Below are 12,063 nucleotides of genomic sequence, written 5' to 3' on the forward strand. Positions count from 1 at the left end.
CGACGTACCAGCGTGTGGTACGTCGGTGGAGCCGTCCGACGTACCAGCGTGTGGTACGTCGGTCCCACCTGCGGAAACGCCCGTTGTTCCAGGTCGCTCCGACGTACCACCGTGTGGTACGTCGGGCTGAACTGCGGAAACGTTGGTGATGGTCAGGACGGTGCCGTACTTGCCGCCCTCCAGGAGCTCCCGGTTCGCCGTCAGGTAACCGTGCTCCTTGAGCTCTGCGAAGGCAGCGCGGAACGCCCGCCGGCCGGGGCTCGCCTTGCCATGCTTGGCGACCGAGGCCCGCCACATGTCGTCGGCGGTGGCCTCCCATCCGTCGGGCCGGCTGAGCAGCTCGACGAGGATGCCGCGCGCCATGTGGCTCAGGCGGTCGTCGCGCACTGTGGCGTTGGGGACTTGCAGGAAGTCCCTCGTCAGCCTCTGGTGCCGGATCCTCACGTCTGCCTCTTCTCGGTGGTGCGGCTACAGCGATGGGGTCGGTGTGCTGCTGGCTAGGGCCGGTCGCGCGGCCGGCGGCCCGCGGTCATGCGGCGAGGGCCGTCTCGGGCTTGGCGCGGGCGAGCAGGGCCGCGCGTTCATCGGGGTCCGGGACGGCTCCCGCTCCCCATTCGCCGGTGGTGACGAACTGCTGGCCGATGTAGGCGGTGTAGGCGGGCGGGATGGCCTCGGTGAGCTCCTCGTGGACGTCGGTCCACGTGATGCCCATGGCCTGCTGCATCTCGGCGACGGTGCCCTTGCCCCCGCCTTTGCCGTAGGCGGCGATGTATGGGCCGTCGCGGTAGACGCCGTGCCGCCAGCCACGGACGGGCCCCCGGTGCTTCTTGTGCTCGGGCTGCCGCGCGGACGGTGAGCCGATCCAGCCGATCTCGAACTTGCGGTGCCGGATGACGCCGAGCCCGAACATCTCGCCGCACAGGTTGAGGTCGACCCGCATGGGAGCGCCGGCCACGTTCTCGATGACCCAGTCGACGCCGTACCAGAGGCAGAGCTCGCGCATCTCGGTGAGGAAGTCGGCGTACTCGCGCCCCTTGTTGGTGCCCTTGGTGAGTGCGGTGTGCGGTTGGCAGGGCGGGGAGGCGTGGACGAGGTGGAACTCTTGGCACGTCTCCTGCATGACGTCGAGGGCGTCGCCTTGGATGAAGGTGAACGGGTATCGGGGCCGGGGCTGGATGTCGACGCCGACGACGTCGAAGCCGGCCTGCCAGTAGCCCATTCCTGCGCCGCCGGAGCAGCAGAACAGGTCGAGGACGCGAGGGCGGATCATGCCGCCACTCCCATCTCGGCCCGGCGGCGGGCGCGGGTAACGGTGCGCTTGTGGCAGCCGAGTTCGTCAGCGATCTGCTGCGCGGTCCGGCCTGCCGCGGTGAGTTCGGCGACACGCGAGACGTCGGCGATGACCCGATTGCTGCCCTCCTTGGCGGTGGACCTGCGGGCGGCTTCCGGCTTGCACTTGGGGTCGTCGATGTCGTCCCAGGCGAGCGGGCCGTGCCAGCCCAGCGCCAACGCGCGCTTCCTGGCCTTGGCGCTGGCGCCAATGCGGGTGGACAGCGTCGCGTAGGCGCGGCGGATGCCGCGGTCGGTGGCGGCCTCGACGGTTTCGTACCGGCCGTTGGCGACGTGGCTGATGGTGGAGGGGTCGAGGCTGGCGGCGGCGCCGATGACGGTGGGGTTGTGCCCCAGGACGTAGAGGGCACGGAGTCGGCGGATCGCCATGAAGGACGGCCGGTAGGCGGAGGCGTCGAAATCGGCCGGCTTGACGGCGAGGATGCGCAGTGCCTTGTCTCGCTTCGGGTTCTTGGTGATGCCGCGCACCAGGTAGGTGATGGTGGCGTCGGAGACGCCGGCGCGGCGGGCAATGAGCGCGTAGCTCATGCCGTACTCGTTGTGCAGTGTGTTGATGTGCGCGACGACGGGGGCGCCAGGATGGAGGGGGCCTTCGCCTCGGAGGCGGGCTAGTGCGCGGGCTTTCCCGCCGCGCGCCTGGGCCTGTGTGCACCTGGGGCAGCGGCAGCCGGGCCAGGAGCCGTCAGTCGGTCCGCGGTAGCGATACTCGGTTCCGTGGGGTGGGAGGTTGCGGGGCGTGGTGGTCACGGCTGCTCCTTCCGGCTGTGGCGGGTGGCGGGCTGGTGGGTGAACTGCTCGAACTGCCGGATCCCGTGGTGGATGCGGGCCTCGCGCACCAGATGCCTGATGGCGGTGGGGGCGAGGACGAGGACCAGGACGGCGACGTTGAAGACGACGCCAGGGAGGACCCAGAGGGCGAAGCGGAAGGCGGCTTCGAGGGGTTGGCCGGTCACGGCCGCCTCCCGCGGGCCCAGTCGGCGATGCACCGGCCGGCGGCTCCGAGGGCCCCGCCGATCGCGCCGATGACGACGGCGGCGGGCACCACCCACCAGAGGCTGACGTGCTGCAGACGGTCGAGATCCATCACGCCACCTTCTGCTGCTCGGCGCGGGCGGCACGACGGGCGGCGCGCTCCTCGCGCCGGCGCCGGGCGACGGCCTCTCGATGGGCGACGGGGACGCCTATCCACACGTAGACGAGGCTCTTGCGGGCGCGGGCGGACGGCCCGTAGCCGTGGTGGCGGATGATGCCGGCGTCCTGCAGCCGGGCGGGGAGGCCGCCCCACTGGCTCTTCGGGTGCGGCGGGTCCGGCAGTTGCTTCTTGCGGGCGACCTCGTCGATGGTGAACGGCTGGCCGCTGTCGGCGGCTTCGACGTAGGCGGGGGTGACCTCGTCGACCCAGGCCTCGTAGTCGTCCATCACGCGGCGGGTGGCGGGGGCCGCGGCCTCGAGCTCGATGCCGTCGAAGGCGGGCTGGATGTGGCTCATGACGTCCTCTCGTTGCTCTCTGTTCGGCAGCAGCGGAATGCGGCAGCTCGAGAAATGCCCAGCCGGTCGGCTATCTGACGGAGGTTGAGGCCGCTGTCGCGCAACTCCCGCGCCTGGGCCACTACGTCGGGGTTGTTGCGGACGAAGTTCGCTCGGTGAGGCGGATAGATGCGCGCCTTCGGTACGGGCGGCTCGGTGACGTGAGTCCAACCGATGCCGCGTACCGCACGGTGAGCAGACGTGTAGTCGACGCCGATCTCTAGCGCTAGCGAGCGGATGGACCGGCCGCTGCGGACCGCGCGACGCATCTGGGCAACCGTCTCGTCATCCAGGACCGCGTTCGGTCGCCCCGCGCCCTGCGGCCAGGTCTTCGGTGTGCGGCGTCGACGCTCGTAGACATCACGCACGTTTTGAGCGACAGAGCCGGCTTCCAGGTGGTCCGGCCGCACGCAGAGAGGCGTGTCGCATCGGTGTCGGATGACAGCGACCTGCGGCAGAACCTTCCTGTTTGTGATCACCCAGGAGACTCGGTGCGCCAAGAGGCGGCGCCTCTGCAGAGTCAGCTGGCCATACTGGCCGGCCTTGCCGCCGGTCCAGAGCCAGCAGTTCTCCGACTTCTGCACTCGAGCCCAGAAGCGACTGACGAACTGGGTGTCGTTAGCCGCGTTCAGCAGCTGCCCTTGCAGTGCCTCATATGCTTCAGGTGTGAGGCGGGCCATTTTCGTCCTCCTTTCGTTGCCCGGCTGCCGGCCGCGATTCGGGCGCGGCCGGCGCCTCGGGCGGGTTACTCGGTGGGCTGCTCGGGCTTGGCGTTGAGCCAGGCGAGGAGCGGGGCGGCGATGTCGCGGGCTCCGACGGGCCGCTTGATGACCTTGCGGTGGAGGTCGGGGCAGCGGGACTTGAGGACTTCGAGGGTGTTCTCCAGGTCCATGGCCACGGCGACGTCGAATTCGTACTCGATGCCCTTGCGCTGCTCGGGCCTCATCCCGACCCGCTCCGGCTTGCCGCCGTTCAGCACCCACTCCGTGTAGGAGCGCATCGAGCAGACGACGTGCCCGGGGTAGGCGAGGATCGCGGCGACCATGTCGTTCTGGATGGGGGTGCCGTCCTTCCAGCCGGCGAACTTGTTGCCGCCGTACCGGCTGCTGGCCTTCTCGACCTGGTCGAGGGTGCCGTCAGTGCCCTTCCAGAAGTGGGAGAGGCTGTCGACGAAGACGGTGGGGTAGCCGGCCTTGGCGGCGGATTCGAGGATGCGGATCAGGTCGCGCGGGTCGTAGCGGTCCAGGGAGACGGCGTCGAACTGGATGCCGCCGATGCCGGCGTACAGGCTGGCGGCTCCGCCCTCGGTGTCGATGACGCCGAACTTGTTGCCTTCGGACAGGCCGTGGGCGATGGACAGGCCGGTCCAGGTCTTGCCGGATCCGGACATGCCCTGGACGGACAGGCGGGCCTTGCGTCCGGCCTTGCTCGCGGGGCGGAACGCGAACTCGTCGGGGGCCCCGTTCTGTTCGGCGGCGGGGCGGCCCGTGCGGACGGGCTGCGGAAGCTGGGACACGGGGTGCTCCTAGGCGTACTGGCGCTCGACCCAGGCGGGGAGCGAGATCATCGGGTTGGGCAGGTAGCCGGGCCACTCACCGCGGTCGCGGCAGATGGCGTAGGTGTTGAGGGCGACGTCGTTGAGGTGGCGGCCGATGCCGCGGGCCATCGGGTCGCAGGTCGTGACGACCACCAGATAGGGCGGGTCCTTCTCCTGGACCACGAACTGCATGGGCCGCTCGGGATCGGCGACGCCGAGGGCCTCACCGCCGTCCTCGTACCAACCCTGTTGCTGGTGATAGCCGTGCTCGTTGAACGCCTTCTCCAAGTCCTCCCGGCGGCAGGAGCGGGCGGTCTTGTAGTCGACGATCTGGCCGTCGTCACGGAGCCAGTCGAAGCGGCAGCGTCGCCAGACGCCGTGGTCCTCCCAGAACGCGGACATCTCGGCGAGTCCGGAGCCGGGCTCCAGCAGGGCAGCGGCCTCTTCGTTGGCGCGGAGGGCGGTGGCCATGGCGTGGACCTGGTCCAGCTCGTGGAGCTTGAGCGGGATGTCACCGGCCGCCCGTATCGCGGCGACCTCGGCCTTGATGCTGTCGGTGTCCCACCGCGGGGCGTCGACGAGGACCAGCTCGGGGCCGTCGTCGAGGACGAGCTTGTGGGCGGCGGTGCCGAGGTCGAGGGCCTTGGTGTGGGGCTGCGGGTTGTCGAGCCAGTGCTTGAACTTGGCCGGGCACTCGGTGGCGAGCTTGCGGGCGCCGGTCGACGACAGGCTGCCGCCGGGGATGGGATCGGCGTGGTACTGCTCGGCGGGGATGTCGTACAGGCCGGGCTCGACCTCGACCGGCGCCCCGCTCATGCGACGCCGTCCAGCGGCATCGGGCGGGCGCAGGGTTCGCACAGCTGCTCGTCGGTGAACGGGCCGTCCTCGTCGCCGCAGCGGGTGCAGCGGATCGGCTGCTGGTCGGTGGCCATCAGAACGGGTACTCCTCTCGGATCGGTCGGCGGGGCCAGAGGGGCAGGCGCCAGGTGCGGAGTTGGTCGAGGCAGGGGCATTCGTCCCAGTCGGCGCCGAAGCCGTTACGGGTCCAGCCGCCTTGGTTGCCGCGGCAGTCGGGGCAGTTCGGGTTGGGCTGCCGGGTGAGGTGCAGGGCCCGGCGGTGCAGTTCGATCTGCCAGCGGCCGAAGGTGCGGGCGAGGTGCATGGGTCCTCGTTTCGGGGTGTGCTTGGGGTGGGCCTCCAGCCCCGTCGGGGGGTGGCGGGGCTGGAGGCCCTGGGCGGCGGCGCGGAGTGGGGGCTCGACGCGCACGCCGGCTACAGGGGTTGTGGCTTGCGCGCCCGACCGGGGCCCTAGGTCATGCGCCGGCCGGGCGCTGGTCTAAGCGGCCCCGACGTCGGCCTGCTTCTTGCTGGCCGGGTCGACGCGGAACTCCTCGACGCTGAACAGCCCGTCGTCCTGGGGCGGCAGGTCCTTCACCGCCTTGCGGATCTTGGCGAACACCGCGTCGTAGCAGAGCGGGCACATCGCCGCGAGACGTCGGGCCGGCAGCGAGGCGGCAGTCGCGAAGTCGCCCTCGTTGATCGGGTCCCGCGGCATCGCGATCAGGACTACCTCGCCCTTCTTGCTGATGTGCTTGCCGTTCTCCAGGTCGCAGCGGCCTTGCGTGCGACTGCCGCTCGCCGAGTGCCTCTTGCCGCAGGCGCCCCGGCACTCGCACCGGTGGCCGGCGCGGTTCATCACCGCGGTCCACACGGCGGCGCCGACTATCGGGGGACGGACGGTCATGACGCACTCGCCACCTCTGTTGCCGGTTCGACCCGCAGGCCATCCATGACCCGGATCAGCTCACAGCCGGGGCACTCACAGCGTCCGAGGTGGGAGCCGAGGTCGGCGTGGTCGCGGTGCAGCCGCTGCCCCTGCTCGACCAGGACGCTGCGTAGTCGCTGGATCTCGGCGGCCTGGGCCTCGGCCAGCTTCACCTCGGGGTCCCGTTCGGCGACCTCGTCGAGCACCTTGTCGGTGACGACGCCATCGAGCGTCCACTGGGCGCGGCGGGCCGCGGAGCGCAGCTCCTCGACCACCTTGGGGGCCGGTCGATCAGGCAGCTGGGAGATGCGGTAGAGGAGGCCGGTGATGGGCGTGGCGGCCCGACGGACGATGACTCCCAGGTACAGGCCGCCGCGTGCGATCTGCTGATCGGCGGCCTCCCGGCGGGCGGCGGCGTAGACGGACCGGTCGTGCTTCACCTGGTCCTGCAGCAGCGAGCTGTAGGCGTTCTCGTGGCGCCGGGATTCCTTCTGCGTCCGCTCGACTTCGCGGTTGAGCAGCTCGGCGTCGGTCAGGTGGTCGACGGGCTCGCCGAGCCGCGCGTACTCCTCGCGCAGGGCGGCGACACGGTCGGCGGCGTTCATGCGATCTCCTTGGTGGTCTTCTGCGCCTGCAAGAGGGCGTGGTCGGGGCCGGGTTCGGCCATCGGCGACTGGTGCAGCGGCACCGGGACGACGACGGCCATCTCCTGCGTCTTGGCGACCGCGGCGTGAGCCCAGGTGCGGACGTCGAGCCGCCGGTCGCGATCGGCGACCTGGCCTTCGAGGTCGTGGACGTAGCGCTCCAGGGCGTCACGGTCCCGGCCGATGTTGATCAGCGCGTCCTGCGTCTCCTGCAGCCGCTCGGTGAGCCGCTCGTTCTCCGTCTGCAGCTCGCCGAGCTGGACGGCCTGCCGCATGATCAGCGCGTCGGCGTCGTCGAGCCGCTGCTGCAGTTCGGCGAGTTCCTGCTCCCGCTGGGCGAGCCGGTCTATGGCGCGGTGCTTGCGGGCCGGCCTGGCGCTACGGCCGGGGAGTGTGAGACTCACTGGTCCCCCAGTTGTCGAGGTCGAGGGTGATGTGGCCGGCTTCGACGCTGGCCTTGAAGTTGCGGCTCGTCTCGGCGGCCTGCTCAAGCTCGCGGTTCTTGGCGGCCAGCCGCTTGATCTCGGCTTCCAGCTCCCCCACCCGGTGGCGGAGGCGGACCACCTCGGCGGCCGTCGCCGTCACCGGACGGCCTTCTTCGTCAGCAGGTAGAAGCGGCGGTCATCGGCGCCGCCCTGGATGAGGAGGCCGGCCCGGTGGAAGGTGCGGATGTCGTGGCGGGCCGTCGTCCGCTTCGGGGCGCCGAGGTCGCGGTTCACCCGGTGCACGCGGTCCGTGGTCACGACACCGCGGCGGCAGCGGAGGATGCCGAGCAGCTGCTGCTGGCGGGCGGTCAGCTCAGCCATGGCTGGCCTCCCTGGCGCGGCGGTTGTCGGCTTCGCGGGCGGCGATGTACTCGGCCCATCCCGGGTAGTCCGCGTCAGTGGCGCAGGCTTCGGGGTGACGGACGAGCCAGGCGTCGAGCTGGTACACCAGCTGGTCCTTCGGGTCCGTGGCTCGGGCTGCGGCGGCCAGGAAGCAGGCGTCGGCCTCGACGACGGGCAGCGGCACGTCCAGGCGGGACAGGTCGACGGTCATCGGGCCACCTGCTTCCGGGCCGCGTCGTACTGGGCGATGCCCCAGGAGGCCGCGTAGCACTGGTAGACGAAGTGGTAGTCCAGCTTGTGGACGCGCCACTCGCAGACGTCGGAGAAGCGGAAGCCACCCGTCTCTCGGGTCTTGACCTTGTGCTTGTCGCCGTCTTCCTTGTGGCTGAGCACCTTCCAGGTGATTGCGTCGCCGTAGGAGTCGAAGTCCTCGAAGAGGCCGCACTCACACTCTGCGCGGTACGTCATTCCGTGCTCGAACTCGGCGACCAGCTGCATGGCCATGTCCTTGCTGTGCAGCCAGTCACTCTCGAGGATCTGCTCGCGGACCGCAGCCCGCAGGCCGCGCGGCGCACCCTCCTTGACCGCCTCGGCGACCTCCTCCTTGACCTGCTTCACGAGGCGGTCCTGGTCGTACTCGCGAACCGAGTCGACCCCGTTGACCAGCTTCGACGCCCACGACCTCGGCTCGACGCGGATGCCGCGCAGCCAGTCGAACATGTCCTCGGTGTCCGGGCCGAACCGCTCGAAGTGGAACGAGCCGTGCGAGCCGGCGACCAGGAGGTTGTACGGCCACGTCACCAGGATGATCCGGGACCACCCCTGTAGGGCCTTGAACTCGACGTGCCGGAACACACCCTCCTCGCGGAGCTCGATCAGCTTGCCGTCCTTCACGTCACGGGCGACGTGGGCGGCGATCTCGGCGTACTCGCTCATGCGGTCACCTCGGGCAGCGGCTCGTAGGAGATGCGGCCGTCGCCGTACACGGTCACCGAGGCGACCGCACCTGGCATGGCTTCCGGCATGCCCTGCGTGCCGTGGAACACGACCTGTAGCCGGTTACCGAACCCCGGCATGATGTGGATCTCGGTGACGTCGGAGCCCAGCGGCTCGATCAACGGGGACGTGGGGTGAGATGATGCAGGCATAGGTCTGCCCTTCTTCTTCACGGATGGTGTGGGTGGATCTGGCCGTCTCGGGTCGCAACCGGGGCGGCCTCTTTGCTGCCGTCAGGCGGCGGCGCGGGCCGGCTTCTCGAACGGGCGAACGGTGTAGCGCTCGACGAGGGCCACGATCTGGGCGCCGGTGAGGTAGTTGTCGCGGCCGTTGAAGACGTAGTCGATTTCTCGCCGCCGGATCAGGTCGATGAGCGTCCGGTACGAGAACGGCGTCCAGCGGGCGGCTTCGGCCGGCGTGTAGTGGAAGTAGAGGCCCTCGGCTGTCTGCGGGGCTGGGAGGTTGTCGCGGACCTTGGGGGCGGGCCGCTTGCTGGTCGCGGTCTTCGTGGCCTTGGGGGCGGTCACGGCTTCTCCTTGTGGGTGATGTCGTCAGGGGTGACACCCAGGGCTTCCGCGACCTTGGAGATGTTGTCGTCTCCGAGTCCGGCAAGGCCCCGCTCGACGCGGGAGAGATGGCCTTTGTTTATGCCGGTGAGCTTTGAGAGCGTGGCAAGGCTCATACGTAGAGCCCCCCTTCTGAAGCGGATAGCGCTGGGGTGCGGTCTCACGCTCTAGAAGCTAGACGGTAGTGCAGCGGTAAGCAAGCGGTAGAGCAACATTAGGGCTCTACTTTCTAGCAGCAGGGGGCGCGAAGTCCCATAGCTGCCGCTCCGCCGCGTGCGCCCCATGCAACCCAAACGCTCTATTTGCGGTCAGCGATGCTGGTCAATAGGCCTGAACCCGGCTGGGCGGTTGCATGGCAGTAGTGCATGATGTGGAGACATGGACCGTGAACGAGAGTGGAATCTCTCAAACTGGGAACGGCTCGGCCGCACCTTCGCCGCCGCACGCCGGGACAAGGGCCTCACGCAGCAGGAAGCTGCGGACGCACTCCACGTTTCCCGCGCACCGATCCAGGCCATCGAACGCGGTCGCCAGTCCAACGGCACCGACTTCAGCAAGGTCACGCGCACCATGCGGGACTACGCGCGCCTGGTCGGCTGGACGGCCGACTCTCCGAGCCGCATCCTCGACGGCGAGGAACCGGAGCCCGACGTGCAGCCCGTCCCGGTCCAGCCCGAGCCTGCCCCATCCGATCTGCCGCCGGCTGTCGACCGTGAGCTCCGCTCGGGCAAGACCCTCGATCACACCGTGGTCCACATGGGGAGCGAGGAGGATGACGACACCCGCATCATCGTCGTCCTCAAGGGGGCCGAGGACATCAGCGAAGAGGAGCTCGACGAGCTCTGGCGGAAGTGGCGCAGGACTCGGCGTCACCTTCAGGCGATGCCCGGCGAAACGGACGCCCCGACGGAGTCGTGAGATTGTTTCGGCCTCAACAGGTCGACTGTGACTCAATAGTGTGCTTCGATCTACATACCGTCACCGAGGGGGGGCACTGCTCGGATCGGGGTAACTGCGCATGTGGGTTATGCACGTTGAGCGTGTCAAGGGTGACTACGTAGAGCCCGAGATCATCGATCTCGAAGACGGCAGCGGGTGCGTATTCCGGCTGCACGAGACAGACATAAGCGAAGACGGAGCCGAGCCGCTCTCGCGCCTGCTCACCGAGCAGGCCCAGTTCTGGGCCCCCCGGCCGCCCGGCTCCCCGCTCGGCCCCGTCGTGCTCGTCACCTGGGAGCGCATTCCCAAGCCGGCCGACCGGCTGGAGATCGGCGTCGAGGACTGCTCGAAGTCCATCACCTACACGGTGGACCCGTCGCTTCTCAGCCAGCGCGCCGCGGACTACCTCGGCCGGCTCGACACGGAGCGCTCTCCGCACTGGCAGCGAGTACCCAAGGGCTACCACGACAGCGACACTGGTGCCGATAGCTGATCGCAAGGGGGCACCGTGGCCTACGCCGAAAAGGTCTTCAAGGTCCGCAACGGGAAGAAGACCACCAAGTTCACGTGGCGCGTCAAGTACAAGAGACCTGACGGCAGCTGGGGCTCGGAGTCGGGCTTCCCCACCAAGAAGCTCGCAGAGGACTGGGGCGACCAGCAGGAGGCTGCGATCCGTGAAGGCCGCTGGGTCGACCCCGACCTGGCGCGCACCACGTTCGGCACGTTCGTCGCCGAGTGGATGGAAGCACAGAAGCCGCGCGGCCGGACGACGATGAACCGGTGGGAGCGCCTGGAGACGCACCTCCTTCCCAAGTGGAAGGACACGCCGCTCATCGCGCTCAACTGGTTCGACGTCGAAGCCTGGGCCCGGGTGCTGGCGCTCACGGTGGCCCGCAGCACGGTGCGGGACTGCGTGCAGCTGATGAGCCGCATCGTCAATGGGGCCGTCGACAAGCGCTACCTGACCGTGAACCCGCTCGCTGGCCGTCGCCTCACCGGCCTGCCCGCCGACATCGTGAAGAAGAAGTCGGACGAGGAGCAGGTCTTTGAGCCTGAGGTGGTGCTGCAGCTGGCCCGGCGTCTCGGCCCGGTGTACGGGCTGCACGTCGTCACCGCCGCCTGGACGGGGCTGCGGTGGGAAGAGCTGACGGGCCTGCACCGGCGCAACGCGCTGCTGGAACGGCGGCAGAAACACGACGGCGGCGAGTTCACCTGCCCGGTCATCCGCATCGACAAGACCGACGGCGCGCTCGCCGAGTACACGGTCCGCACCAACGAAGGCAAGCGGAAGGCATACCGCGGCCTCGAGCCACCGAAGAACCAGAAGAGCGCCCGGGATGTGGACGTGCCGCCGTTCCTCGCCCAACTGCTGGAGAAGCACCTCGCCGACTGGCCGCACGACTTCGTGTTCACGACGAAGAAGGGCACCTGGTGGTGGCGCAGCTACTGGTTCGAGGTGCTGCGCCCCGCCGCCGACGGGCGGGACGAGCGCCTCCCGGGCCGCGGCCGGCCCGCCTGCCCGGAGTGGGAGCCGATCGCGCGGGGCCTAACGATGCGGGACCTCAGGCACACGCACGACTCGTGGCAGGAGCAGATCGGGGTGGCGCCGGTGCTGGGGTACGAACAGATGGGGCACAAGTACCCTGGCATCAAGGGCACGTACCGCCACCCGACGCCGCCGATGCGCAAGCAGCGGTTGCAGGGGTTGCAGGAGCTGTATGAGCGGGCGATGCGGAACCTGGGGTGGGGGAGCATCTGGGAGGGCTAGTCTCCTGAATCTCTCCTAAACGATCAGTTTCCGCAGTGGACACGTCAAGACTCTGAGGTTCCGTTGCTGGTCAGGGCCTCGTCGGCGAGGCTTTCGTGGTGTCTGATCACTTCAGCGATGATGAAGTTCAGGAACTTCTCGGCG

General features: G+C 69.2%; 22 protein-coding genes and 2 pseudogenes. 3 read left to right on the plus strand and 21 right to left on the minus strand.

What is annotated here, in order from left to right:
• The 20 genes and pseudogenes from FHS34_RS42070 to FHS34_RS38915 form a co-directional block, all read right to left on the minus strand.
• Positions 1-387: pseudogene (locus FHS34_RS42070) on the minus strand (hypothetical protein); the annotation flags it as partial.
• 142 nt (positions 388-529) lie between these two features.
• Entirely contained in the window at positions 530-1,270 is a 741-nt protein-coding gene (locus tag FHS34_RS38830) for a DNA cytosine methyltransferase (protein ID WP_184974612.1), read from the minus strand.
• A complete protein-coding gene (locus FHS34_RS38835) occupies positions 1,267-1,878 on the minus strand; it encodes a helix-turn-helix domain-containing protein (protein ID WP_184974615.1) in 612 nt (203 codons plus the stop codon). Before FHS34_RS38835 ends, FHS34_RS38830 begins: the two co-directional genes overlap by 4 nt.
• 215 nt (positions 1,879-2,093) lie before the next feature.
• Positions 2,094-2,303: a hypothetical protein gene (locus tag FHS34_RS38840; RefSeq protein ID WP_184974618.1), complete on the minus strand. Its 210-nt coding sequence runs from the start codon at positions 2,301-2,303 to the stop codon at positions 2,094-2,096.
• A complete protein-coding gene (locus FHS34_RS43635; protein WP_263978465.1) occupies positions 2,300-2,434 on the minus strand; it encodes a hypothetical protein in 135 nt (44 codons plus the stop codon). The genes FHS34_RS38840 and FHS34_RS43635 overlap by 4 nt, the downstream gene beginning before the upstream one ends.
• Positions 2,434-2,838: a hypothetical protein gene (locus tag FHS34_RS38845; RefSeq protein ID WP_184974621.1), complete on the minus strand. Its 405-nt coding sequence runs from the start codon at positions 2,836-2,838 to the stop codon at positions 2,434-2,436. The genes FHS34_RS43635 and FHS34_RS38845 overlap by 1 nt, the downstream gene beginning before the upstream one ends.
• On the minus strand, positions 2,835-3,557 hold the full coding sequence (locus FHS34_RS38850) for an HNH endonuclease (protein WP_184974624.1): 723 nt from the start codon (positions 3,555-3,557) through the stop codon (positions 2,835-2,837). Before FHS34_RS38850 ends, FHS34_RS38845 begins: the two co-directional genes overlap by 4 nt.
• A 65-nt stretch (positions 3,558-3,622) precedes the next feature.
• Complete coding sequence (locus tag FHS34_RS38855) at positions 3,623-4,393, minus strand: ATP-binding protein (protein ID WP_225817742.1); 771 nt, start codon at positions 4,391-4,393, stop codon at positions 3,623-3,625.
• Positions 4,394-4,402: 9 nt separating this feature from the next.
• Positions 4,403-5,230, minus strand: a complete 828-nt coding sequence (locus FHS34_RS38860; RefSeq protein WP_184974627.1) for a PD-(D/E)XK nuclease-like domain-containing protein — start codon at positions 5,228-5,230, stop codon at positions 4,403-4,405.
• Positions 5,231-5,345: 115 nt separating this feature from the next.
• A complete protein-coding gene (locus FHS34_RS38865; RefSeq protein WP_184974630.1) occupies positions 5,346-5,681 on the minus strand; it encodes a hypothetical protein in 336 nt (111 codons plus the stop codon).
• A gap of 69 nt (positions 5,682-5,750) precedes the next feature.
• Positions 5,751-6,158, minus strand: a complete 408-nt coding sequence (locus FHS34_RS38870) for a hypothetical protein (protein ID WP_184974633.1) — start codon at positions 6,156-6,158, stop codon at positions 5,751-5,753.
• Positions 6,155-6,784: a hypothetical protein gene (locus tag FHS34_RS38875; RefSeq protein ID WP_184974636.1), complete on the minus strand. Its 630-nt coding sequence runs from the start codon at positions 6,782-6,784 to the stop codon at positions 6,155-6,157. The genes FHS34_RS38870 and FHS34_RS38875 overlap by 4 nt, the downstream gene beginning before the upstream one ends.
• Entirely contained in the window at positions 6,781-7,227 is a 447-nt protein-coding gene (locus FHS34_RS38880; protein ID WP_184974639.1) for a hypothetical protein, read from the minus strand. Before FHS34_RS38880 ends, FHS34_RS38875 begins: the two co-directional genes overlap by 4 nt.
• Entirely contained in the window at positions 7,202-7,408 is a 207-nt protein-coding gene (locus FHS34_RS38885; RefSeq protein WP_184974642.1) for a hypothetical protein, read from the minus strand. Before FHS34_RS38885 ends, FHS34_RS38880 begins: the two co-directional genes overlap by 26 nt.
• Complete coding sequence (locus FHS34_RS38890; protein ID WP_184974645.1) at positions 7,405-7,629, minus strand: hypothetical protein; 225 nt, start codon at positions 7,627-7,629, stop codon at positions 7,405-7,407. The genes FHS34_RS38885 and FHS34_RS38890 overlap by 4 nt, the downstream gene beginning before the upstream one ends.
• The gene (locus FHS34_RS38895; RefSeq protein ID WP_184974648.1) at positions 7,622-7,861 is read right to left on the minus strand and encodes a hypothetical protein; all 240 of its coding nucleotides are present in this window, start codon (positions 7,859-7,861) and stop codon (positions 7,622-7,624) included. The genes FHS34_RS38890 and FHS34_RS38895 overlap by 8 nt, the downstream gene beginning before the upstream one ends.
• Complete coding sequence (locus tag FHS34_RS38900) at positions 7,858-8,586, minus strand: hypothetical protein (protein ID WP_184974650.1); 729 nt, start codon at positions 8,584-8,586, stop codon at positions 7,858-7,860. The genes FHS34_RS38895 and FHS34_RS38900 overlap by 4 nt, the downstream gene beginning before the upstream one ends.
• Positions 8,583-8,798: a hypothetical protein gene (locus FHS34_RS38905; protein ID WP_184974653.1), complete on the minus strand. Its 216-nt coding sequence runs from the start codon at positions 8,796-8,798 to the stop codon at positions 8,583-8,585. The genes FHS34_RS38900 and FHS34_RS38905 overlap by 4 nt, the downstream gene beginning before the upstream one ends.
• Before the next feature lie 81 nt (positions 8,799-8,879).
• A complete protein-coding gene (locus tag FHS34_RS38910; protein WP_184974657.1) occupies positions 8,880-9,173 on the minus strand; it encodes a helix-turn-helix domain-containing protein in 294 nt (97 codons plus the stop codon).
• Complete coding sequence (locus tag FHS34_RS38915) at positions 9,170-9,376, minus strand: helix-turn-helix domain-containing protein (RefSeq protein ID WP_225817741.1); 207 nt, start codon at positions 9,374-9,376, stop codon at positions 9,170-9,172. Before FHS34_RS38915 ends, FHS34_RS38910 begins: the two co-directional genes overlap by 4 nt.
• A gap of 214 nt (positions 9,377-9,590) precedes the next feature.
• On the opposite strand from FHS34_RS38915, the gene FHS34_RS38920 reads away from it, so the two are divergent.
• The 3 genes from FHS34_RS38920 (at position 9,591) to FHS34_RS38930 (ending at position 11,919) form a co-directional block, all read left to right on the plus strand.
• Positions 9,591-10,130, plus strand: a complete 540-nt coding sequence (locus FHS34_RS38920) for a helix-turn-helix domain-containing protein (protein WP_184974664.1) — start codon at positions 9,591-9,593, stop codon at positions 10,128-10,130.
• Between the two features lie 109 nt (positions 10,131-10,239).
• Positions 10,240-10,644, plus strand: coding sequence for a hypothetical protein (locus FHS34_RS38925; RefSeq protein ID WP_184974668.1), 405 nt, complete (start codon positions 10,240-10,242; stop codon positions 10,642-10,644).
• Positions 10,645-10,659: 15 nt separating this feature from the next.
• Entirely contained in the window at positions 10,660-11,919 is a 1,260-nt protein-coding gene (locus FHS34_RS38930; protein WP_184974670.1) for a site-specific integrase, read from the plus strand.
• A 44-nt stretch (positions 11,920-11,963) separates the two neighbouring features.
• On the opposite strand, the pseudogene FHS34_RS43100 reads toward FHS34_RS38930, so the two are convergent.
• Positions 11,964-12,063 (minus strand): annotated as a pseudogene (locus FHS34_RS43100) (chorismate mutase); the annotation flags it as partial.

The sequence above is a fragment of the Streptomyces echinatus genome, from assembly GCF_014203595.1.
GTDB classification, from domain to species: domain Bacteria; phylum Actinomycetota; class Actinomycetes; order Streptomycetales; family Streptomycetaceae; genus Streptomyces; species Streptomyces echinatus.